The organism is Paenarthrobacter sp. NPDC089322, from assembly GCF_040684895.1.
Classification (GTDB): domain Bacteria; phylum Actinomycetota; class Actinomycetes; order Actinomycetales; family Micrococcaceae; genus Arthrobacter.
Genome location: NZ_JBFBGW010000007.1, coordinates 144,206 through 167,997, shown reverse-complemented (window position 1 = coordinate 167,997; position 23,792 = coordinate 144,206). Strand labels below are relative to the sequence as shown.

18 protein-coding genes are annotated in these 23,792 nt (G+C 61.4%); 9 read left to right on the top strand and 9 right to left on the bottom strand.

The genetic code is table 11. The annotated features are described in order from the left end of the window. Positions 1-16 precede the first annotated feature (16 nt). From AB0N65_RS10030 to AB0N65_RS09995, 8 genes are all read right to left on the bottom strand, one after another. Positions 17-760, bottom strand: a complete 744-nt coding sequence (locus AB0N65_RS10030) for a zinc ribbon domain-containing protein (RefSeq protein ID WP_364160657.1) — start codon at positions 758-760, stop codon at positions 17-19. Further along, positions 757-1,932 carry a thiolase family protein gene (locus tag AB0N65_RS10025; protein ID WP_364160655.1) on the bottom strand — a complete coding sequence of 392 codons (1,176 nt, stop codon included), beginning with the start codon at positions 1,930-1,932 and terminating at the stop codon, positions 757-759. The genes AB0N65_RS10030 and AB0N65_RS10025 overlap by 4 nt, the downstream gene beginning before the upstream one ends. A gap of 43 nt (positions 1,933-1,975) precedes the next feature. Next, entirely contained in the window at positions 1,976-3,661 is a 1,686-nt protein-coding gene (locus AB0N65_RS10020) for an ATP-dependent acyl-CoA ligase (RefSeq protein WP_364160653.1), read from the bottom strand. Positions 3,662-3,828: 167 nt separating this feature from the next. Further along, the gene (locus AB0N65_RS10015; RefSeq protein WP_364160651.1) at positions 3,829-5,058 is read right to left on the bottom strand and encodes an amidohydrolase; all 1,230 of its coding nucleotides are present in this window, start codon (positions 5,056-5,058) and stop codon (positions 3,829-3,831) included. Beyond that, positions 5,055-5,891: an ATP-binding cassette domain-containing protein gene (locus AB0N65_RS10010; protein WP_364160649.1), complete on the bottom strand. Its 837-nt coding sequence runs from the start codon at positions 5,889-5,891 to the stop codon at positions 5,055-5,057. Before AB0N65_RS10010 ends, AB0N65_RS10015 begins: the two co-directional genes overlap by 4 nt. Next, positions 5,884-7,602, bottom strand: coding sequence for a dipeptide/oligopeptide/nickel ABC transporter permease/ATP-binding protein (locus tag AB0N65_RS10005; protein ID WP_364160647.1), 1,719 nt, complete (start codon positions 7,600-7,602; stop codon positions 5,884-5,886). Before AB0N65_RS10005 ends, AB0N65_RS10010 begins: the two co-directional genes overlap by 8 nt. After that, on the bottom strand, positions 7,589-8,656 hold the full coding sequence (locus AB0N65_RS10000; RefSeq protein WP_364160645.1) for an ABC transporter permease: 1,068 nt from the start codon (positions 8,654-8,656) through the stop codon (positions 7,589-7,591). The genes AB0N65_RS10005 and AB0N65_RS10000 overlap by 14 nt, the downstream gene beginning before the upstream one ends. A 32-nt stretch (positions 8,657-8,688) precedes the next feature. Next, positions 8,689-10,245, bottom strand: a complete 1,557-nt coding sequence (locus AB0N65_RS09995; protein ID WP_364160643.1) for an ABC transporter substrate-binding protein — start codon at positions 10,243-10,245, stop codon at positions 8,689-8,691. A gap of 130 nt (positions 10,246-10,375) precedes the next feature. Here AB0N65_RS09995 and AB0N65_RS09990 point away from each other — a divergent pair, with 130 nt between their 5' ends. Further along, positions 10,376-11,401, top strand: a complete 1,026-nt coding sequence (locus AB0N65_RS09990; protein ID WP_364160641.1) for an Lrp/AsnC ligand binding domain-containing protein — start codon at positions 10,376-10,378, stop codon at positions 11,399-11,401. 957 nt (positions 11,402-12,358) lie between these two features. On the opposite strand, the gene AB0N65_RS09985 is transcribed toward AB0N65_RS09990, so the two are convergent. Further along, positions 12,359-13,594, bottom strand: coding sequence for a helix-turn-helix domain-containing protein (locus tag AB0N65_RS09985; RefSeq protein WP_364160639.1), 1,236 nt, complete (start codon positions 13,592-13,594; stop codon positions 12,359-12,361). A 172-nt stretch (positions 13,595-13,766) separates the two neighbouring features. Between AB0N65_RS09985 and AB0N65_RS09980 the strand changes: the two genes are divergently transcribed. The 8 genes from AB0N65_RS09980 to AB0N65_RS09945 all read left to right on the top strand — a co-directional run bounded on the left by AB0N65_RS09980 (position 13,767) and on the right by AB0N65_RS09945 (position 23,751). Beyond that, positions 13,767-15,296, top strand: coding sequence for an NAD(P)/FAD-dependent oxidoreductase (locus tag AB0N65_RS09980; protein WP_364160637.1), 1,530 nt, complete (start codon positions 13,767-13,769; stop codon positions 15,294-15,296). Further along, complete coding sequence (locus tag AB0N65_RS09975; RefSeq protein ID WP_364160635.1) at positions 15,289-16,221, top strand: alpha/beta fold hydrolase; 933 nt, start codon at positions 15,289-15,291, stop codon at positions 16,219-16,221. Before AB0N65_RS09980 ends, AB0N65_RS09975 begins: the two co-directional genes overlap by 8 nt. After that, on the top strand, positions 16,205-17,581 hold the full coding sequence (locus AB0N65_RS09970) for a flavin monoamine oxidase family protein (RefSeq protein ID WP_364160633.1): 1,377 nt from the start codon (positions 16,205-16,207) through the stop codon (positions 17,579-17,581). The genes AB0N65_RS09975 and AB0N65_RS09970 overlap by 17 nt, the downstream gene beginning before the upstream one ends. After that, positions 17,581-18,279: a hypothetical protein gene (locus AB0N65_RS09965; protein WP_364160631.1), complete on the top strand. Its 699-nt coding sequence runs from the start codon at positions 17,581-17,583 to the stop codon at positions 18,277-18,279. Before AB0N65_RS09970 ends, AB0N65_RS09965 begins: the two co-directional genes overlap by 1 nt. Further along, entirely contained in the window at positions 18,276-19,619 is a 1,344-nt protein-coding gene (locus tag AB0N65_RS09960; protein ID WP_364160629.1) for an FAD-binding oxidoreductase, read from the top strand. The genes AB0N65_RS09965 and AB0N65_RS09960 overlap by 4 nt, the downstream gene beginning before the upstream one ends. A 43-nt stretch (positions 19,620-19,662) precedes the next feature. Then, positions 19,663-21,039 carry an aldehyde dehydrogenase family protein gene (locus AB0N65_RS09955; RefSeq protein WP_364160627.1) on the top strand — a complete coding sequence of 459 codons (1,377 nt, stop codon included), beginning with the start codon at positions 19,663-19,665 and terminating at the stop codon, positions 21,037-21,039. Between the two features lie 118 nt (positions 21,040-21,157). Next, positions 21,158-22,270 (top strand): Zn-dependent alcohol dehydrogenase, encoded by a 1,113-nt coding sequence (locus tag AB0N65_RS09950; RefSeq protein ID WP_364160625.1) that lies wholly within the window; start codon positions 21,158-21,160, stop codon positions 22,268-22,270. 53 nt (positions 22,271-22,323) lie between these two features. Further along, the gene (locus AB0N65_RS09945; protein WP_364160623.1) at positions 22,324-23,751 is read left to right on the top strand and encodes an APC family permease; all 1,428 of its coding nucleotides are present in this window, start codon (positions 22,324-22,326) and stop codon (positions 23,749-23,751) included. The last annotated feature ends 41 nt before the right edge of the window (positions 23,752-23,792 follow it).

Genomic DNA, 23,792 nt, shown 5'->3' with positions numbered 1-23,792 from the left:
CAGGGGAGTGGCATCTTCAGGCCGTGGTGTCGAAGACGGCGTCGAAAGCATGACCGTCGCCAGTACCTTTCGGGTTCGGGAGCTGGGCGGCCAGATACCACTCCTCGGATGGCCAGGCATAATCTGTGGCTACTCTGACCCAGTTCACGCGGTCGCTCTGCTCGTGTTCCGGGCAGATGCCGTCACTTCCCGGACAGCCCGCGGTCACGGTGGTGACGCCACGGCTCAAGAGACCGGCGATGACGAAGTGGCCCAGTGTCGAGCATCCGTCAGTAACCAGCAGCCGCTTGTTTTTTGGGTCTCGAAAGAAGTCATCCTCCAAAGGCCTGGAGTTTGCGGCCAAGGAGCCAAGGTGTGTGGTTGCTGGCTGGGCCACCACCACGCCGCGTCCGGCTGCATCCAAGCGGAGATCCATCACTACTGGTTCGCCTGCCACGCAACCTGGCAAGAGGTGGGCCACGATGGAGGGACCCTCAGCTGAGGCCACAATGCCAACTGTCCACGGCAGTCTTTCCTGGAAGTAAGGTTCGTTGCTTGCCTGAATAGTGGTTTTCGCAGACAAGAGGCCTTGGCGGTCAACGTCTTCCCAGGCCAATTCGGTGCCGAGGCAACTATGGCAGGCGTCCCGGGGTGGGTACTGAACGTTGCTGCAGTCCTGGCATCGCTGAAGGATGAAACGCCCGGTTGCGGCGCCGCGGACCAGCCCCGCTGCTGCCGCGCTGCGTGCATGCGGCGGGCGCGAATCGCTGAGTGTCGTCATGAGCTGCTCCTTGAGAGGATGGCGGCTGCGGAACAGAGGCCGCGATCGTAATTGATCATTCCGAATCCCGAAACCAGCCCGATTCCGTTCACTAAGTGGACTGGGTTTGGAGCAGCGCCGGTGAGTTGGCGGAGGCCTTCCACCAATCCCAAGTGTCCTCCGGCTGCTCCGGCTTGCCCTGTAGAGAGTTGCCCGCCAGAGGTGTTGTGGGGAAAGGTGCCACCAACCCCGAAATCATGGGCCCGCACAAAGTCCGGTCCTTCGCCTTTACCGCAGAAACCAAGATCCTCAAACTGGAGCATCGAGATGACAGGATAATCGTCGTAGGTCTGGACGAAGTCGGTATCTTTTGGTCTAACGCCAGCGCTGGACCAGAGCTCAGCGGCATCCACTGACCAGCCACCCTTGTCCTGGACCACGTCTTCGGAGAAGGCGTTGTGGCGTTCGATAGTACCCATGATGCGGGCGTGAGGAATACCAAGGTGTTGGGCCATGTCGTCCCGCATGACCAGGAACGCCTCGGCGCCCGCACACGGCATCACACAGTCGAAAAGTCGGAGAGGATCCGCAATGGGCCGCGCGTCGAGGTAGTTTTTTAGCGTCAGTGGCTTTTGAAGCAATGACCACGGTGTGGCGGAAGCATTCGCCCTCTGCGAGACAGCAAGTTTTCCAAAGTCCTCCGCCGTGGCGCCGTAGGTGCGCATGTAGTAGTCGGTGAGCAGTGCGAAGCTCGCATTGGGGCCCGCGCCGCCGTAGGGATAGGACGCGTCCTGGGCGAACCTGCTGAAGCTGGTTACCAGGCTTCGGAACGATTCAGGGCGATTCGTATCCGCGGCGACGCAGGCGACTACGCTGGCGTCCCCGGTTTGGACTGCCCGGGCGGCCCTCCGCAATGCCACCACCCCGGAAGCACCACCCAGGGCGATTCCGTCCAGCCACCGAGGAGACAAACCAAGGTGCTGGGTGACACTGACCGGGTTGTCGGGCGTTAACGTGAAGCTGGACAACGCCAGGCCATCGATCTGGTCCTTCCTAAGCCCGGAACCATCCAGCAGCATCTTGAGCGCTCGGGCGATCCACCATTGCGCTGACTTGTCCGAAAACCTCTCGTACGGAACTGTGACCGGCACAGCGACGGCGACGCCGTCGTACTTCATTCGTGGGGAGGGCATGCTGCAACCTTCTTAGATGGGGAAAGGGCTCTGACATCAGTCGTCAACGCTTGACGATGTATCCGTGCTGTTCCCTGTCCCAAGTGGTCCGCGTAATTCCGGCTTCGCGCAGTTGGAATTTCTTGATTTTGCCGTTCTCGGTAACCGGCAGTGACTCGACAAAGTCGACATAGCGCGGAACCGAGAAGTAGGAGATCAGTTGCTGGCAATGATCCAACAATTCCTCGGCAGACAGGCAGGCGTTGTCACGAAGAACCACTGCACACATGACGTCGTCTTCTGCGAGTTCCGACTGGACGGGGAACACTGCGGCCGTCTTCACTGATGGGTGAAGGGAAATGGCCTGCTCAACTTCGTAGGAGGAGATATTCTCACCTCTCCGGCGGATGACGTCCTTGATCCGATCCACGAAGCGGAAGTATCCGTCCTCATCGCAGATAACGCGGTCGCCGGTGTGCAACCAGAGGTTCCGCCATGCTTCCACCGTTTTGTCCGGCATCCCGAAGTAGCCCGTGGCGAAGGCAAAAGGGTCCTCGGCCCGGAGAATCAATTCACCGGGCACGCCTGGTTCAAGCTCGTTGTCGAGTTCGTCGACGACTTTTGCGTAGAAGCCCGGCCGGACTTTCCCCATGGTTCCTAACCGCTTTTGGCTGGACGGCGATCCAATGACGAAGTTGGTCTCAGTGGATGCGAAACCATCGATGAGCTCCACCCCGAATCTGCTGGCAAAGGCGGTGGCGGCCGCTGCCGGCACTCCTGGTGCGAGGACTGTGCGCAAGTGGTGTTCTCTGTCCCGGTCCGTGGAGGGGGTCGAGAGCAAGATGGGAACCATTGCGCCCAGGAGGTACGTCACCGTTGCTTTGCTGTTACGCAGGGATTCGAGGAATCCGGACGCTGAGAACCGTTTCTTGATGACGAGCGTGGAGCCGGTGATCAGCGCCTGAAAGAAGGCGCTCAATGCGTTGACATGAAAGAGCGGGAGGGTTGTCAGTAACACGTCCCCCTCCTCCAGTTCCAGGACCTTGGCGCTGTTCGCGGCCCACCAGAAGTACTGGGCATGGGGGCAGAGAACGCCCTTGGACAGGCCAGTTGTCCCGGAGGTGTAAAGAATGGCCAGCGGTTCATTTGGGTGTATTTCCGACGGCCTGGAAACGGATTGCTGCGGGATGGTCCACCGTGCTGTCTCAAGCGGCGTGTCCAGGGCTGGGTAGTCCTCGTCGTTGGGGATGGTCAGGATGCGCTCAAGCTTCGTGGCGGTGATGGAAACAGCCGTCAGCCGGTTGAGAAACTCTGATTCGCTGATGAGGAGGCGGGCTTCGGAATTTCCTAGAATATGTTGAAGTTGTGCCCCTTTGGACGCTGTGTTCAAGGGGACTGTGATTGCGCCCAGCCAGGCTGCTCCCAGGAACACTTCGAGGAATTCGGGACGATTTCCGCAGAAGAGTGCGATGCGGTCACCCTTTTTGACGCCGGCGAATTCAAGGGCTGCGGCCCCACGTTGGGCCAGTGAGACTGCTTGGTTGAAGGAAACGTCTGCAGAGTCAAAGGAGCACAATGTTCGTTCGCCGTAGAGGGCTGCTTGGGCCAGGAGCATGGCGGGTACAGTGCGCTCACCGGGTGGAAATGCATCGGCCAAGCCAATCCACGGTTCACCGCCAGTCACTTTCAGCTCTGATGTCATCGTCTGGCCTGTTTCGTGGTCTTGTGCTTGTGGTTCCAGGGGTTTCATTGCTCATACCTTTTAGTCGTTGCAGCGCCTGCGATATCGATATATCCGGCTGGTTCAAGGGGGATTTTGGGCAGGAAGGAGCGCGCGGCAGGGTTCGCCAGCTCACGGAAGTGATTGGACCAGGCCGCTACTGAGGGCGGGAACCTAGGGGATCAGCGCTTTGTGTTTCACGACGCGTTCCCCTCAGCGAAGGAGGCCTTCATTTCATGGACCAGGTCCGGGGAACTAAACAGTTGTACTGCTGTCATGGCCAAGACCAAAGCACCGTCCAGAACGGCCCGATCTCCCTGTGAGCTGCCCGCAAAAGCCGAAGCTTCCCGGCTGTGGAGACCAATGCCCGCCTCCAGCTCGATGACGGGGTGTATTGACGGTATGAACTGGCTGACGTTTCCCATGTCAGTCGACCCAGGCAAAACTTCAGTGAGGGGCGGCTCGGGCGTCCGGCCCACTCGAACGAAGTTTGACTCGACCAAACGGGCAAGGACTGCATTCGGCTTCATGGCGGCATACGGCGGCGCCGACGACGTGATCTCGACTGTTGCTCCCGTGGCCAAAGCGGCTCCCTTGGCGCAGTTGGTGACCCGGGGAACGAGGTTTTCCATGAGGAGTTTCGTGTCCGGGGCTCGGACGAATGCGCGGATGGAAGCAGTTTCGGGAATGATGTTGGGCACATCACCACCATGGGTGACGATCGCGTGCACCCGGACATCCGAGGGCAATTGTTGACGCAGCAAACCTATGGCTGTGAGAGTCAGCACGGATGCGTCAAGAGCGTTAATACCTTTTTCCGGGCTTACAGCTGCGTGTGCGGCCTTGCCGCGGAAATTGAAGTCCAGCATGGAACGAGCCAGCGTGGTCATGGCAGACAACGTATAGCCCTCCGGATGGATCAACATCGCAGCATCGATACCGTCCAAGCACTGACTGTCCAGGAGCAGGGCTTTCCCACCTCCGCCCTCCTCGCCGGGGCTACCGATGACGACTATCCGGCCTGTCCATTCCGGGTATTGCGTCATCCAGTTCTTCGTGAGCAACGCTGCGCCAATGCCGGCTGCGGCGACTATGTTGTGACCGCAACCGTGCCCGATCTCTTCCAAGGCGTCGTACTCACAGAAGAACGCCAACGTGGGGCCCCCTTCACCGGTTGTGTACTCTGCACGAAAGGCCGTCGGCAGGTCAGCCAGGTTCTGCGTGACCAGGAAGCCCTCCGAGTTGAGCTTGTCCACCAAGAGTTTCGAGGCAAAGTACTCCTCAAACCTCGTCTCAGGATGCGCGTGAATAGCATGGCTTATGTCCAGCAGGACATCCCCGATTTCCTCGAGTTCAGCACGCAGAAGGCTTTCGTCGTTGTGTCCGAAGCGTGGTAGGACCCCGTGGATGTTGGATGCGTTGATCATGCGATTGCTCGATTCTCGTGCGATGTTGGGTCCGTGATTCCAGGATCAATGGAAAATCCGGGGGTTCCAGGTACGGCCCTGAGCAGCGACTGAGTGTAAGAATGCTGAGGGCTACTGAATAGCTCCGACGTGCGGCCATGTTCCACCACTTGGCCTTGGTACATGACGGCCACCTCATCGCTGACCTGCCGAACCACCGCGAGATTGTGGGAAATAAAGATCATTGTCAGGTTCAGATCCCGCCGCAGGTTTGCGATCAGGCTGAGTATCTCGGCTTGGACTGATACGTCGAGGGCCGATGTAATTTCATCCGCGATCACTACGGTGGGCTCGGGAATCAGGCCACGTGCAATGGCGACGCGTTGCCGTTGCCCACCGGAAAATTCATGGGGGTACCGGTACATAGCTTCCGCGGGCATCTTGACTCGCTCCAGCCATTCGGCGATGACGCCGCGGTGCTTTTTCACGTTTGCATGGCGGGGGTCCAAGGCTTCGGCTAGGGCTTCACCGATGGTGTGCCGTGGGTTGAGGGAGGAGAAGGGATCTTGCGGAATCATCTGCAGTACCTTCCTCCTGAGTTTCAGGCGTTCAGCGCCACGCACGGACGAGACGTTCACGCCGTCGATCATCACAGTCCCGCGGGTTGGCGTGAGAGTCCCAACCAAGGTCTTGGCGAGCGTCGATTTGCCTGATCCTGACTCGCCTACGACGCCCACCGTGCACCCAGCGGGAACGTTTAGGGAGACCCCGTGAAGGACTTGGACCGAGTTCCGTCCCCAGCCATATTTCACATCGAGGTCCTTGATTTGGATGACATCCTGGGCTTCAGACATGGAGCACTCCCTCGGTAGAGTCTGTAGAGACTGGGACGGCGCGCTGGCGTACAGGCAATGGATCGCTCATGTCCGGCGTTGCAGCCAACAGGGCCTTGGTGTATTCATGCTGAACCTGTTCCTCGGTGAGGTTGGAGGCATCAATTGTTTCTACGATCTCGCCGCGATACATGACGAGAACCCGGTCGCAGAGGGCTCGAACGACACCTATGTCGTGGGAAATGAACATCATGGAGGTCTTGTAATCCCTGTTGATGCGTTTGAGCTCCCGGAGAATGTCGGCCTGCACAGTGACGTCCAGGGCCGTGGTGGGTTCGTCAGCGATGATCAATCGGGGTTCATTCGACAGAGCGGCGGCTATCATTGCCCGCTGCCGCATGCCACCTGACAGCTCATGGGGGTGCTGTTTCATCCGCAGCTCAGGCTGTGTCATTCTGACCATGCGGAGTGATTCAAGAATTCGCTGGCGGGCCTTCGCCTTTGTCCAATTCTTGTGCGTTGTCAGTACCTCGGTGAGTTGCGTCCCCATGCGCAGGGAGGGGTTGAATGTTGAGCCTGGGTCTTGGTAGACCAGCGCAACAGTCTCAGCCATGCGACGTGCGGGCACTGCTCCAAGGAGGTCCAGACCATCAACAGTCAACTTCGACGCCTGCGAGGAGAGACCGTCCGGGAGTAGTCTTGCCAGTGCCATGGCTGTCAACGTTTTGCCTGAGCCGCTTTCACCCACGATTCCGAGAATCTCGCCCTCTTTGATCCCCAAAGAAACACCCTTGACCAAGGGCACCCCTCCTGCGGAGATCTGAAGGTCTTTAATCGTGGCCACGTAACTTCTCTCGTCGTCCTGCTGTGGGACAATTCCGCTGGGAACGGTCAGTGCAGGTGCACGCTTGGTAGAGGACCGCGGATTAGCCATGGCGGCAAGGCCGTCGCCTATGAGGATCGCTGCGATGCCCGTGATGATGATCAGGGAGGCCGGGCCCACCATTTGATAAGGGCGGCCAGCCAGAAGCGAAGGGAGCGCTTCGTTGAGGAGCTTGCCCCAGTCATACGCTGGTGACTGCACGCCCAAGCCTACGAACGAAAGTGCGGAGATTGCGGTGAGCGACTGTGCAAACGTCGATGCGGAAAGAACCAGCAGGGGCTCGGCCATGTTCGGCAGCATGTGCTTCAGCACGATGCGGGTGTTCTTGACTCCGAGCAGGCGGGCGGTGGTGATGTAGTCCTGCTGGGACACCTTGGCCGCCAGGTTGCCGGTGAGGCGTGCGAAGTACGGGATGCCGGCAATGCCGATTGCCACGACGGCGGAGGAGCCTCCTGCCCCCAGGACCGCGGCTACGACGAGTGCCAAAAGCAGGGCGGGAAAGGCCACCATGCCGTCGATCACTCTCAGGCACACCTCTCGGGTTCGGCCTCTCATGAGCCAGACGCCGGTACCCAGCAGCACGCCTGCCACGACGGCAATCGCTGTGGCGCCGATGGTCATGAGCAGCGTCAACCGGGTCGCGACAAGACTGCGGAGCAGCATGTCATGTCCGGCGGTGTCAGTCCCCAGCCAATGTTCCGCCGAAGGTACCTGTCGTGGTCCGGATTCTTCCGCGGCGCTTCCGAAGGCGATAGGCGCAACGACGGCAATCACGACTATGGCCAGGAAGAGCAGCAGGCCGGAAACCAGCCCTGCGTTCCATGTATTGCGTGTGCTACGCGTTTGCATGGCTACCTCCAAGATTTCGGGAGTCAATGAGGCCAAGCACGACGTCCACCAGCAAATTGATCGCTGCTGCAATCATGCCGATGACGATGACCATGCCTTGGACGACCGGATAGTCGCGGTCAAGAATTGCTTTGATGATTCCCGTGCCAAGACCCGGGAGTGCGAATACGGACTCGATAACAATGGCTCCGCCTATCATTCCGCTGAAGATCAGTCCGCTCAGCGTGAGCGTCGTGGTCAGCAGATTTGGAAGCGCCCACTTCACGTACTGCTTGGACGCGGGAAGTCGCCATCCTCGGGCTGTCCGCATGTAGTCGTTTTCCAGGACGACTGCAGTTTCGCGTCTCACCACTCTGGAGACGGTGCAAATCGGGCCTATGACGAGTGCGGCCACCGGGAGCACGAAAGATTCAGCCACCATTCTGGTGGAGTAAGCGGGTGGAAGCACCGGGAAAATTCCAATGCCCAAAGCGAAGAGAATCACAAGGAGGGTAGCCACGATGTATCCCGGAATGGAGTCCAGGAAGCCGGTGATGACACCGAACCCGGTATCCAACCAGCTTCGCCTGCCAGACCGAGTGAGCAAGCCCACCATCATGCCCAGCGGGATGGCGATCAACAGGACTGTGACGATGCCCGCGACTGCAATGGTTGCTGTGAAGGGCAAACGGCTCAAAATGACGGTGGACACAGGCTGGCGGTATATGAATGATGTTCCCAAATCACCGGTCAGTACTTGGCCGATGTAGGTCATGAACTGCTGACCGAGGGGAAGATCGAGGCCCAGTTCCTGGCGAACCCGCTCAACATCGGCAAGGTCGGCGTTGGCTCCGGCGATGGCGAATGCCGGATCGCCAGGAATGAGTTGGACGATCAGGAAAGACACCACCACCAAAGCCAGGAATGTGACGATGAGGCTCGCTCCGCGCCGGATGGCGAATGACAGCCAAGGATGCATTGCCTTGGACGGTCTCCGCACAGCGTTGGGTGGTGGAAATGCTTCGAGGACAACGGCCTCTGAAGTCTGCACCCCCCGGTTTGTGAATTCAGTCATCTCTAAGCTGCTTTCAAACTGGGACGGAACTGCTATTTATTGATCCGGATCGTGGCGGGGTCCATGTACTCGCCAAACTGGCGAATGCTGAATCCTTTGGCTGCGACGGTGACGAACGGCAGCGTGGCCAGGGGGACAGCGTCGACACGCTTCAGGAACGAGGCCTGCGCCTTCTTGAACGCGGCGCACTGTTCGTCTGCATCAACGGCATTCATGCCTGCAGTGAGGGCGGCATAACCTTCGTCGTTGACGGCGCCGGTTTTGTTGCGGCCGCCCGACTCAGCAGGGGGGCCCATCACCCGGAGCAAAGAAGAAGGCAGTGTGCCCATCAGGTTGTTGTCGCCTTGGACGTTGATATCCCAATCCGTGCCGCCCTTGCCGGTCAGCGCGGACCATGCACCATTGTCCAATGACTTGACATCCACGTCGGCCCCTGCTTTGCGGAGGGCTTCGGCTACGTACTCGTTTCCTTCTGTCAGGAAGGTAGTGCCCACAATGCGGATCTTGACTCCGGCCAGAACCTTGGCTGCGGCCGCAGGGTCAAGAGGCGTGATCAGGGAGGTGTCCGTGTTGACGCACTTGATGTTTTCCGATCCGACAGACAGGATCGGCTTTCCCCTCGAGTCGCTGATGATATCGCTGAACGCCTTCGGGTCGATCGTCTGGGCGACTGCCTTTCGAAGGTCGGGTTTGTCAGCAAAGGCGGTGCCCGGGCGTTCGTTGAAAAGTATGTACGTGGTGTTGTTCGCGGCGCTTTGCTGGGTGAATCCATCGTTGTCCTTAAAACGGGCAACGTTTTCGTCGGCTACACCTCCGATGTCCAAGCTTCCAGCGAGTAACTGGGTGGCGATTGTGGAATACTCGCTAATCGGCGTGAAGACCAGGTTTTTGGCCGGAGTGCCCTCCAAAGGTTTGCTGAACGCGGGCCATGCGCTGTAGTCGTCCCGGAGCGCGAACTCGTACTTGACGGCCGGCTGGGCAGACTTCAGGGTGTAGGGCCCAGAGAAGGCGCCCTGCACCGTACCAGCGGACAAGCCTTTGAGGTCAGCGAGACCGGCCGGACAAACGATGGCTGATTGAGGCAGAGCCAGTCCCGTGAGGAAGTCAGACCAACCGGCTGACAACGTCACCTTGACGGTGCCTGAGGCGTCGTCCGCTGCGAAGGTGGGTTTGGCGGCTCCAAATGCGAGGGACCGGCCGGATGAGCCGGTCTCCGGCGATGCGAATCGGCCGAGGGAAGCCGCTACCACGGTCGGGGTGATGGGTGTTCCATCTGAACACTTCGCATCGCCCCGGATCTGGAGCGAGTAGTTGGACGCATCGATGGCCTCCCACTTGCTGGCCAGCCCCCCGACCAACGCTCCACCGTCGTCCTTGCGAAGGAGAGTGTCGAAAAGCAGCGGAGCGACTGTGTAGTCATCCGCACCTCGTGCGAGCGTGGGGTCAAAGGATGAGGGATCGGTGGTGAGAGACATATTCACGGTGTCCGTCGTGGCCGATGCGTCGCTGTTGGCGCCGCCACTGCAGCCGGAAATTACGAAGGCGGCCGCGGTAACGGCGGCGACTGAAAAATACGCGCGGTGGTGCATTCGATCTCCTAGATGGGGTACTTAAGCCGAGGCCCAAGGAATGTGCTTTCAAGCCTAGGGGAGCCGCCACTTAGGGGGTGTTTTCTGTCACATACGTGCAAGATATTGCCATTTAGGGAGACAGGGGCGCATGATCCTGTTCATGGCGGACGCTCTGGATTTCCAAATTATTCATGCACTGCAGATCCACCCTAGGGTTTCCTGGGCTCAGCTCAGCAAGGTCCTGGCGGTAGATGCTTCCACGATCTCCCGGCGGTGGAGCACTTTGATTTCCGAACGACGGGCATGGATGACGTGCTACGACAGTGGTGCGCCGAAGACGCGGAATGGTGGTGTGTCCGCGCTCGTTGAGGTTCGCTGCGTCTCCGGCCGTCGCAGTGAGGTTATCGAGGAGCTGGCAGACAAGCCCCCAATCTTCAGTGTCAACTGCACGTCTGGATCGCGGGATTTGTTCGTGCTGATCTCGACTCCCAGTCTTGTCGAGACTGATCGCTACGTCGATGAGCACATAGCGTCAATCCCGGGGATAATTGCCACCCAGACCCACTACCTGCGCAAGGTGTTCTTCGAAGGTTCAAGCTGGCGTCTGCAGGCACTTGGCCCTGCCCAGGTAAAGGCCCTCGAGAACCTGAGGCCTCCGGCGAAGAACGTGGAGCGCAAGTCTTCCTACCAAGAAATCATCAGGGCGCTCCGTACCGATGCCCGCCGAACAGCGGCCGAGGTCCAAGTTGAGACTGGCCGGTCAATTGCTGTGGTAGCGCGGGACATCGACGCGGTGCTTTCCGCCGATTGGGTACGTTGGCAGGTCGATTTCGCGCAGCAGTTAATGGGGTGGTCGGCTGCGGCGGTTTTGTGGCTCAACGTCAACCGGACAGACCAGGACCGGGTGGTGGATTCCCTGACAAGGTTGAATCAGGCCAGGTTCTGCGCCTTGGTGACAGGTCAGGCAAACCTGGCCGTCCTTCTGTGGCTTCATGACTTGGAAGAGTTGGACAACATCGAGCACCGGATTACGTCTGCGTATCCTCACATTGAAATCCATGACCGCTGGATCGTTCCCAGGATCGCGAAGAGGTTGGGGCATATTCTCGACGTCGACAGCAGTCACCGGAGGTTTGTGCCATTGGATGGAAACGAGAACGTTCTGGAGGTTTGATCGGGAGAGAAACGGCCTGTGACTCAGAAGCTAAGTGGAGCACAGCTGCGTGTGCGTGGAACAAATGAGCAAAGAGAGAGTGTGGACATTGTCCACACTCTCCACCTCGGACTGGTCCGTACCGTAACTGGACTGCCCCGGATTCCGCATGTTTCCGCTACTTCCCAGTGTTTACAAGGCCTGGAATCCCGTTCGAATCCCACCTCGGGCACGGCATAACCCCTCGTCAGAGGGGTTTTTGCTTTTAAGTGTGTACAAAGCTTGACAAGTGCCTCTGATTGGGGGCCCAGCATGTGCCTGGCCGCCGGGTGCGGCCTGTTCAGTTTGGGTAGGGGAGCGGGTTCAGCGTCCTGGCGTGTGGGCGCTCCGCTGGCTCTGAGCTGGGGTCATTCGAGTTCCTTCTTTCGGTTCTGTCCGGTAGGTCCGGAGTGGCCTACACATCTTCGTGGGCGGGGGGATTAGGTACGACATGACTTCGGGAGATTTCTGTTTCGTCCGTTCCGGCCGTGGGATCTTTCTCCCGTCGTGGCGCCGAATTGGGGGCTTTGTCGGGCCAAAGGGGGTGTGTACAGTGTGCACACTTAAGTCTGTTTTGTTTCTGCCCACGGTTTGCTCTCTATATTGCCGCCACGTGTTCATTCCGCCGGCAACCAGGGGCGACATGACCGAGGCGGAATCCGTGGTGCTCTGCAGCCCCTTCGTATCTCTTGATGGGCAGCCGCATCTCATTCACGAGGCGACAGGGCTTGGCCTTCGTCAGTCCGACCGGACTGTCGGGAGAAGGTCTACGAACTGGGGTGTGTGCCGCCAGACATAAGCGAAACTGGTCCTAACCTGAGGCCGAACCCCGCCAGATCTGATGTCAGGTTAGGGTGTACTCCTTGTTGACGTAGCGAAGGTGCCTCGAATACAAGCTGACCTGTCACGGAGTAGACGCGGTTAGTGTCCAGTTCAGCTCTAACTCGAACTCGGGGCGACAATGCCGGGCACGAGGTCCAGTACCAGGAGCGCGGCGGCGACGTGGGCAGGGTTGTCTTCGACCTTCGCCACTGAGAGTTCATTGGCCCGGGAAACACGCCGCTCCACCGTGTTCCTGTGTAGGTACAGCCGGGATGCGGCCCTGGTGGTGTTGAAGCCGCACTGCACATAAGTCAGCAACGCTTCCTGCAGCGTTGGGTCCGCCTCCGCCAGTGGACCGAGTGTCCGGGCCACGAAGCGCTGTGCGCTGAGGCGGTCCTTCGTGAGGCCGTCAACAAGTTCGACGTCGGCGTATACCGTGAACTGCCGGTCCGACCCCAACCGGGTAAGCATCGCCTGGGCCGCAAGCGCGTCCTGGTGGCTGGCTCTGAAGCCGTCGAGTCCGTGACCGGGCCTGCCCACTGCGCCCCTTACCTGCGTTTCTTTCGCCAAGAGCTTTTCCATGTGGTGCAGGTCCGGCTGCTCATGCCCGGAGAGCCAAATCCATCGGGACGCTGAACTGGCCCTTGCTACCAGCAGGGCACGTCCAGGTGCAGCCGAGCGCAAGGCAGTTACTGCCTTGTCCAAGGAGCTTCCGCTGTGGGGATCATCGGTCCACAGCACTAGGGCGACGTGCTGACGTGCCATGCGGTATGCCAGGCGTTCCTCGGCAAGGTCCTGTGTCATGGGTGCACCGCCGGCGATCAGCTGGATCATGGCAACAGCCTCCGCATTGGCGTTGCCCATCGAGGCCGTCAGGCTCGCCTCGCGAAGGACCGAGACCGAGTCGAGGGCGTACTGCACCATAGAGTGCGCTGACTTATCCAGGACTTCCACCAGGACGTTTTGGTCGGAGCACTGCGACACGCATTCCGTGAGCCATCCACGCCACCCCACTGCCAGCGCAGCCCGCCATCCAGATGCGAAATCCGGGGCTATGCCGCGGGACACGAGATCTGCGATGTAGGCGGCGGTTCTGGGTCCCACGTAAGGATCCACCCGCATCCCCGGGTGCTGGATGTTTGACGTGAGCCATTGGACAAGATCGGAGCGATTGAGCTCGCGGTCTTCAGCCAACAACGACGCATCTGCCAGGAGGGCGGGGGCGTTGAGTGCGATGACAGCCGGCTCGGAGATGGACTCTGCGAAGGTGTCGGCTTCGTTCAGGAGCCGTTCGCAGATGGAGCGGATCATGTCAGCGGCCGGTGGGCTGGGGGGTGGCCAAAGTTCTTCCATGTTGACAGTTTGCCTTGCCGCGCCGGGTGAGTCACTGCGCATTCAGCCGGACAGAACCCATTGTGTGCACGGTGCACCCCGGCCGGTTAAAGCGGGTGCGCATTGTCGTAGTGGCCGCCCGGTGTGACTGGCGACACTTGATCAACAGCTTTGGAACAGCAAGGAGCCAACGATGACCAGTGGAGCATCAGACGAGTTCGAGGAATTCGACATCGTGGTGATTGGAGCAGGAATCTCCGGGATCGGCGCAGCGACGTACTTCAGGCGCGAGCTGCCCGGAAAGTCCCTGATCGTGCTCGAACGTCGGGACAACATCGGCGGTACGTGGGACCTCTTCCGTTACCCGGGAATCCGCTCGGACTCCGATCTGCACACTTTCGGTTATGAATTCAAACCGTGGCGCCACGAGAATGCTATCGCCGACGCACCCTTGATCTTGGACTATCTCCGCGAGACGGTCGACGAAAACGCTGTGGCGGGCCTCATCAGAACCGGGCATCGCGTGCTGCGTTCGGAATGGTCCTCCGCGGAATCGACGTGGACCTTAACGGCCACCACGCAAGATCCGTACGGCGCCGCCGTCACCAAGACCATCAAAGCCGGCTGGGTCTTTGCCGCCACCGGCTACTACAACTACGACGAGGGGTACTCCCCATCGTTCCCAGGCAGCGAGGACTTCGAGGGTGTGCTGGTGCATCCGCAGCACTGGCCGGAGAACCTGGACTACAGCGGTAAGAAGGTTGTGATCATCGGCAGCGGTGCCACTGCTGTAACCATGGTTCCCGCGATGGCAAAGGGGCCCGGGGCTGCCGGTCACGTCACCATGCTCCAACGGACCCCGACCTACATCATGCCGTTGCCGCGGGTGGACCGTGTGGCGTTGGCCCTGACGAAGCTCCTCGGCGAACGGCGCGGATATGCAGCCACGAGGATCAAGAACATCTGGACCGAGCACTTCGTTGTCGAAGGCCTGCGCCGGTTCCCCAGAGCCGGACGCGCCATGGTGCGACGCGAGAACATCAAGCGGCTTGGGAAGGGCTTCGACGTCGACAAGCACTTCAATCCGCCGTACGCACCATGGGACCAGCGCCTGTGCGCGGCGCCTGACGGCGACTTCTTCGACGCCATCAAGTCCGGCGACGCCTCCGTCGTCACGGGGAGCGTTGCACGCTTCAGCAAGCGCGGTGTCGTCCTGGAATCGGGCGAGGAACTTGCCGCCGACATCATTGTGACGGCCACCGGACTGAACCTGCAGCTCTTCGGCGGCATGCCGATCGAGGTAGACGGGCGCCGGGTAGACGTTGCCGACACCATCGCCTACCGAGGGACCCTCCTCAGCGGCATTCCGAACTGGGCAATGGCCATCGGCTACACGACGTCGTCCTGGACCCTGAAGGTGAGCTTGCTGTGCCGCTACTTCATCGACTTGGTGAAGCACATGGACGCCCACGGGTACGACACTGTTGTGCCGGTCGCGGTTCCGGGAATGACAACCAGGCCGATCATGGACCTTCAGTCCGGCTACGCCAAGCGCGGGGAGGACGTTCTTCCCCGGCAGGGCCCGGTGAAGCCCTGGCGGACAATGATGTCCTACCCGGAGGACGCCAAGGCACTGCGCGGACCGGTCACGGACGGGAACCTTGAGTTTGGAGTGCGGTCCGCAGGCCGCCGTGCAGCCGGTCAGCAGGTGGCCCATGTCTGAGTTCGCCGCAGCGGACCTGGACCGGTTCGCCGTCGTACCTTCCGGGGTGACCATCTGCTTCCGTGACGCCGGCAGCAAAGCCGACCCCGTGATCCTGCTGATCGCCGGACTGGGCGAAGATCTCACCTTCTGGACCGAACCGGTGGTCGATTCCCTGGTCGCCCACGGTTTCCGGGTGGTCTCCGTCGACAACCGCGACGTCGGCAGGTCCACTTACATGACGACGCCGGCACCTGCGGTTTGGCGCCAGGTCATGGCGCGTCCGCGCCGCGACGGCTACACGCTCGCGGACATGGCCCAGGATTCAGTGGGCGTCCTTGATCATCTGGGGATCGAGAGGGTCCATGTTGTTGGCCGTTCGCTCGGCGGAATGATCGCCCAGACCATCGCCGCAACCGAGCCAGACCGCGTCCTGTCACTGACGTCGATCTACTCCACCACGGGCTCTCGGAAGGTCGGCCAGCCGGCGGCGTCAACAATCCGGCTCCTCATGGGGCCGGACGCCCGCAACCGTACAGAGGCCGTTCGCGCCCATCTGCGGATCACCCGGCACATTGCGGGCAAGGAATACCCGATCGATGATGCCGCCGAAGCTGCCATCGCGGCACGCGGGTGGGACCGCAGCGCCGGGGACCTGGCAGCCGGCTCGGCGCGTCAGATCCAGGCAATCCAGCTCGCCGGAGACAGGACCCCCGAGCTCGCCAGGATCACGGCCCCGACACTGGTCATCAACGGTGACCGTGACCTCATGGTGGCCCAGAACGGTGGTGAAGCAACTGTGAGCGCCATCCGCAAGGCGCAGCACGTGGTCATCCCCGGGATGGGGCACCACATGCCCCAAGCATTGGTGGACCCCATCACCCACTACATCTTCCAGCACGCCGAACGTGTTGGTACAGGAGGAAGCCATGTCCAGATCAGTTGAAACACGCACCCGTAGGGAAACCGTGGATGTGGTCATTGTCGGGGCGGGGTTCGCAGGCTTGAGCGCGGCGGACCGGCTCGTGAGTACGGGCGCTTCGATCGTTGTCCTGGAGGGCCGGGACCGGGTTGGAGGACGTTCCTATACCGGCGAAGTTGCCGGAGTGAAAGTGGACCTGGGCGCTACCTGGGTATCACCGCGGCACACCGCCATCCGTGATCTCGCGGCCAGGGTCGGCTGCACGACGACGAAGCAGTTCGCCATTGGCAAGAACGTCCAATGGCTCGGGGGAAAGCGCCGTGAATACAAAGGCACGATTCCGCCGGTCTCACCGGTCGGGGTGGTGGACATGGCCCGGGTGCAGATGGCCCTTGAAAAGCTCGTGGGGACCATCGATGTCGAGGCCGCGTGGGAGTCTCCGGACGCCGCCAAGCTGGATGCCATTTCATTCGGTGAGTGGCTCGACCGGAAACGCGCACTGCCCAGCACACGCGCTTTGATGACGCTGGTGAGCAAAGTGCAGTGGGGCGCCAGCCCTGGGGATGTGTCGCTGCTGCACGCTCTCCGCTACATCCGCGCCGTGGGGGGAATCAACCACATGCTGGACGTCGAGAACGGCCAGCAGCAGGACCGGATCGCCGAGACCACGCAGGAAATCGCGAGGCGCTTGGCCGAACAACTTGGCGACCGTGTGGTCTTGAATTCACCGGTCCGCCGGATTGTCCAGGATGGACAGGGCGTCACCGTTCACACGGGCACTGGGACGATCCAGGCCAAGCACGCCATCGTGACGGCCGCGCCCACGCACCGGGCTGACATCGAATTTGAACCCGTGTTGTCGGAGACTGCCGAAGGCCTCACCAAGACGTGGCGCATGGGCGCCCTGAGCAAGGCGCTGGTAGCGTACGAAACGCCATTCTGGCGGGCCGACGGGTTGTCCGGCGAGTCCGTCACCGACACCGGCACGGTGTTCATCACCTTCGATGTCTCGCCCCAGGACGGCCCCGGGATCCTGATGGCTTTCTGCGATCCACGGGTGTTCGATGGTTTCAGCCCGGAGCTTCGTCGCGAGCGTGTCCTTAAGCAGCTAGCAACCCTCTACGGTTCGCAGGCAGAAAGTCCCATCGACTACACAGACCACTGTTGGGGCACGGACACGTTTGCCCCCGGTGGGCCGAACCCGGCAGCGCCTCCCTACGCCACCATGACATACGCAGGCGCCCTCACTGAGCCGCATGGCCGGATCGAATGGGCGGGCACCGAGACCGCCGGCGAATGGGCCGGATGCATGAATGGCGCGGTCCTCACGGGCCAGCGGGCCGCCGAAAGAATCATCGCCCGGCTTCGAAAGGAATCAGCATAATGATCGAATCACTCTTCCTTCTCGCAGACCTGTGGCTGATCTTTGCAGGCTTCTTCTACGGGTGGCGGTTCATCCGGAGGTACAAGAACTATTTCCTTGGCCTTGAGTGGATGGTGGTCGGCACTTCGGCGACCAACTTCCTGTTGTGGTCGGTCTTGAGCGGCGGCGACCCGAACAGCCCTATGTACACGATTGCGTATTTCCTCGACGCATTCTCGCGCTCATTTGGGTTCACGCTGGTCCTCATCCTCGGCCTGATGATGGTCACCCATCGCTACAAGCCGACCCTCTGGGTGGAGGTGGGTGCCTTCGCACTCGCCATCGTCGGCGGAATCGTCCTGGTGGGGTTCCACGAGGGCGGGGCGTACGGCGTCGCCCCTGCGACGTTCTTCGTCATCACGAACCTGATCACGTCGATCTTCCTGTTCTATTTCGCGCAACGGCTCTGGCGTGCCGGCTCGAAGGGCTGGGCCGTCGCCACCGGGATGATCACGATCGTGGCGATGCTGATCGCCATCACTTACGACTTCTTTCCATGGCCGTTCGATGACGCCCACCGCTCCTGGTTCTACTCCGCCGCGTTGGCAACGTGGGGCACCCAGGGATTCATTTACTTCAAGGGCTACAAGGCGCTGTCGGAGCGGAATGCGCGGGACGACGCCGCGGCCGCCGCGAACAAAGAAGGAGTATTGTCATGAACACCAAGTTTAAGAACGTTGAGTACAGCACGTTCACCGGATGGATTGACGCACCAACGGAATTCGCGCCGTCGCTGCAGGGAACCCAGGAGTGCGACGTCGCCGTGGTTGGTGGGGGCGTGGGCGGCATGGCAACCGCGCTGCGCCTTGCCGAGCGGGGTGTGGACGTGGCGCTGGTCGAATCCGAGTTCTGCGGCTACGGGGCCAGCTCGCGTAACGGCGGGCAGATAGCCTCCGCTCCCGGAGGTGACCTTCGGATGCTGCAGGTCCTTTCTCCGAAAAAGCTTCCCGGCATGGTGAGGTTCGCGGACAACGCGGCGAACTACGTGGAAGGTCTCATCGAGAGCCACAAGATCGATTGCGACTATGAGGCCAACGGCATGGTGTGGGCAGCTGTGTCCCCGGTCCAGATGTTCCGGGTGAAGACGCTCGCGGCAATCCTCAGGAAGGTTGGAGTCGACGGCCAAGTCGGCACAGCCAAGGAGATCGGCATCCCTGGAGCGTTCGTCGGAGGTATGCGGGAACGTCGCGGTGGAATGCTCAACCCGGGCAAGCTGTCCCGCGGTCTGCGGCGGGCACTGCTCGACTCCCCGGCACGGGTGTTCGAGAAATCCAGGGTCGTTGACGTGCAGCGACGGGGCGGCAAGGTCGTTATGACGACCTCCGGGGGGGAGCTCACCGCGAACAAGGTTGTGTTGTCGACCAACGCCTACTCCGGCGAGTGGGACATCATCCCCAAGCATCTCTCCACCCCTGCCTGGATTATTGAGGTCGAGACGGCTCCGATCGCTCCGGAACGGATCGCTGCACTGGGATGGACCAGCCGCTCTGGCGTGGTCACCCAGCATCAGATCATGGAGAACTTCCGACTCACGGCCCGCAACACCATTGTCTTCGGTGTCCGCCGCCTGGAATCAGGGGCCAAATATCCGCTCCAGCCACGAAGCCCGGACCCGGGGATGATGAGCGAACTGGCGGACAATTTTTACAAGCGCTTCCCATCGCTGTCCGACGTACCCATCGCGCGCTGCTGGGGAGGCTGGATCGCGTTCTCCGCGTCGTGGACCACGGTGGCCGGGCGGGTCGGCGACAACGTCTACTACTCCGCCTCCTGCAACGGCCACGGCCTCGCGCAGGCACCCTACCTGGGGACGCTCATCGCCGACCACATCGTCGACGGCAAGCGATCGGCAGACCTTGAGTCGGTCTGGGAGGAAAAAGCGGTTTATGCGCCCTCCCCGGCGATAAATCCATTCGTCCTGCGCGCGGTGTGGCTCTTCGACCGGGCCAGCGACCTGTTCAACGGCAGCCGACGCCGGGCCCTCCTCGCCGCCCGTTAATAGGCACTCAGACGAATATCCAACGAAACGGACAGGAACCATCATGGCCAAGTACCGAGTTCAGAACCCGGCGACCGGCGACATTACTGAAACATTCGCGTCAGCAACCGACGATCAGGTGCAGCAGCAGCTTACAGCTGCCGACGCAGCCTACCAGGAATGGAAGGGCCACACTGTGCAGCATCGCGCCGCAGTCGTGCGGCGCGTAGCAGGACTCTTCACAGAACGCCGTGATGCGCTTGCGCGGATCATCTCCACGGAAATGGGCAAGTCCATCGAAGCTGCCCTTGAAGAAGTCGATTTCGCCGCTGAAATCTTCAATTACTACGGCGTCCACGGACCGGGTCTCGTCACCGAATACGAGATTCCGAGCTCCGTGCCTGGCCGGGCCGTGATCCAGCAGCTTCCGCTGGGTGTCCTGGTCGGGATCATGCCGTGGAACTTCCCTTACTACCAGGTGGCCCGCTTCGCAGCCCCGAATTTGGTGCTGGGGAACACGATCCTGCTCAAGCATGCCGATATCTGTCCACGTTCGAACCTCGCCATGCAGGAGATCCTTCAGGAGGCCGGACTTCCGTCCGGAGGCTACCAGGCCCTGTTCACCTCGCATGAGCAGATCGCCGTCATCATCGATGATCCTCGTGTCCAGGGAATCTCACTGACAGGCTCGGAAGCTGCGGGCGCCATCATTGGCGCACAGGCAGGCTCCGCGCTCAAGAAGTGCGTCCTGGAACTCGGTGGCATCGATGCAATGGTGGTCCTCGACTCCGAGGACGTCGCCGGCATTGCCCAGGCCGCGTGGGAGAACCGCATCTACAACGGCGGACAGGTGTGCAATTCCAACAAGCGCCTGATTGTCATGGACGACATCTACGACGAATTCGTTGCCGAACTGGTTTCGCTCGCCGAGGGTCTCAAACCCGGTGACCAATTGAACCTCCAGGCGGGGGAGTACACCCCGCTCTCCACCCGCGCCGCCGCGGAAACAGTTGACGCCCAGGTCCGCACGGCCGTCTCCGAGGGCGCCCGGCTCCTGGCAGGCGGCGAGCTGTCCGATGGACCCGGCGCTTACTTCTCACCCGCGGTCCTCGTGGACGTACCCCGCGACTCAGGGTCGTACCGCGAAGAAATCTTCGGTCCCGTAGCCACTGTGTACCGGGTGCACAGCGACGAGGAGGCGCTGGAGCTGGCCAATGACTGCCCGCTGGGTCTCGGCGGTTCGGTGTTCTCTACTGACACAGCACGCGCTGCACGGCTGGCCTCCCAGCTTGAGGTCGGCATGGCCCACGTAAACATCATTGCCGCGGAAGGAGCGGACATCCCGTTCGGCGGCGTGAAGCGATCCGGATTCGGGCGCGAAATGGGCCCCCTCGGCATCGGCGAGTTCGCGAACAAGCGTCTCTACTTCGTCGCCGAGTAGGACCATTTCACCCGGACCTTCCGGTTGCATCGGGCAGTGCCGCCAAGCTGCCGCCCCCAAACCCCCTTACATGCGAGGCGTTGATTTCGCATGCCAAAAAAGTGAAGGAGCAGGAACCATGAAGGCAGTAGTCTTCCGCGATTCCGATACCCGAGTTGCCGTGACCGACGTCGATCTGGCCGCCCCGAAGGCGGGCGAAGTCCGCGTCAAAATCGCGGCCGCCGGCGTCTGCCATTCCGATCTACACGTCCGCCAGGGCGATTGGGACGCCGCCGTTCCGATGGTGATGGGCCACGAAGGCTCCGGAGTTGTCGTCGAACTCGGCGAGGGCGTCACGTCGCTCGCCGTAGGTGACCATGTGGTCCTCAGCTGGGTGCCGCCGTGCGGCGAGTGCCGCCATTGCGCGCAGGGCCGCGAGGCCCGCTGCCATACGGTTGCGACCCTTGTGGCGCCAGAGGGCGTGCTGTTCGACGGGACCCCCCGCATGAGCAAGACCACCGACAACGGCGCCAAAGAAGCCCTTTTTCACTACTTGGGCGTTTCCTCTTTTGCGGAGGAAGTAGTGGTGCCGGCATCCGGTGCGATCAAGGTCCGCGACGACGCCCCCCTCGATGTGATCTCCGTGGTCGGCTGCGCGGTCGCCACGGGCGTCGGCGCCGTCACGAACACAGCAGGCGTCGAGCCCGGCTCGACGGTTGCCGTCATCGGATGCGGAGGGGTCGGGCTTAACGTGGTCCAGGGCGCCACCATTGCGGGGGCCGAGCGCATAGTCGCGATCGATGTCGTGAACGAAAAGACGGAGATGGCCCTGGAATTCGGCGCGACTGACCGCATCGACGCCTCGAAGGGCGACGTCGTTGAGCAGCTTCGCGCGTTGATTCCTGACGGCGTCGACTACGCATTCGATGCGATTGGACGCACCGTCACCACCGAGCAGGCAATCGCAATGTTGGCCCTCGGGGGCGCCGCTGTGATTGTTGGACTGCCGCCCACCGGTGCCAAGGCTTCGTTTGAGCCGTTGGTCCTCGCCGAGGCTGACCAGCGGATCCTCGGCTCCAATTATGGTTCGGTCCGCCCCTCGATCGACATTCCCGCGCTGGTGGACCAATACATGGAAGGCCGGCTCAAGCTGGACCCGCTCATCTCCGGACGTCGTCCCCTGGCCGAAGCTGCGGAGGCGCTCGATGACCTCGTGGCGGGCGGCGTGCTGCGGACACTGCTCATCCCCTGACCCGGCCATCCCCGGATCCCCCCAACAAATCATTCGCTCGAAGGAGAGCACCCATGTCCACAGTTAAGCAGGCACCTCCCCAAGATGCAGGGCTGCGTCACGGCGTGATGGGGTCAGCCGAGCTCGGCGCCCAGGCCATCGCGAACATCGCCCCGAGCGCGGTCCTGGCGTTCACCGCGGCCGCGATATTCATCAGCGCGGGAAGCGGCACACTGCTGTCGCTCCTGCTCGCGATGATTGTGATCCTGAGCGTCGGCTGGTGCGTCACCATCTTCGCGAGGAAGAACGCCTCGGCCGGGTCCCTTTACACCTACGTCTCGAAGTCGCTCGGACCAACAGCCGCTTACATTGCGGGTCTGGCGTTGATCATCGGCTGCTGGGGGGTCACGGCAGGCTCGCTCGGCGGTGGCGTCTCCTACGCGGCCGACCTGCTGCAGGCCTTCGGTGTGCCGGCGGCCAGCACGGTCGGGTACGTCGTGTTGACCCTGATTCTCGGTGCCGTCACGACGTTCTTCACCATCCAAGGGATCCAGATCTCAGCGCGTATCTCGTTCGTGCTGGAGATCGTGTCTGTGCTGATCATCCTGACGCTGTTCGTCACGGCTCTTTTCGCGATCGGACCGGACGCGTGGGATCCCCAGCAGTTCACCCTTGAAGGTGCACCGCCCCAAGGTATCGCGGCGGGTATGGTGCTGGGCGTTCTAGGCTTCGCGGGTTTCTCCTCGGCTGACGCGCTCGGCCGTGAGGCGAAGAATCCGTACAAGGCCATTCCCCGCGTCATCATGTGGAGCGTCGTCGGCATCGGCCTGATCTACCTCTTCGGGGCGTACACGCAGATCGCGGTGCTCGGCGATGGGCTCGCGGAATCGGCGAACCCGCTGCAGGACATCGCCGACAGGATCGGCATGCCCGTCTGGTTCACGGCCGTACTGCTCTTCGGCGTCGCTGCCTCGTTCTCGGCTGTGTGCATCGCAGCGCTCAACGTGCTCGGACGCATCGTCTACGTCATGGGCAAGGAGGGAGTGGTTCACGAGAGCCTCGGCCGGACCCACAGGAAGCACCTCACTCCACACCGGGTGCTCCTCATCGGCGGCACCTTATCGGTCGTCGTTGACATCGCCCTCCTGCTCAACGGAGTACACCCGATGGAGATCGTGGTCTGGCTTGATACGTTCGGGGTGTACGGCTACATGGTCGCCTACGCCCTCGTCTCGTTCGCCTGCGCGGTGTACGTGCAGAAGATGGGCATGCCGCGCACCCTGGTCACGGTGTGTGCGACCATCGCCGTGCTGGCCATGGCGTACATCTTCTTCGCCAACGTCTGGCCGGTGCCGGCGTTCCCGCTGAACCTCATTCCGTACGTCTTCGTGGCGTCGATGCTCATCGGACTCGCCTGGTTCGCCCGCATCCGGCGGATCCGGCCCGACGTGCTCGCCCGGATCGGCAACACCGAGACAGACACTCTGGGCGGCCTCGGCTGACCGCTGATGCCAAGCCGCCATCCTGACCCCCCACTCATCGC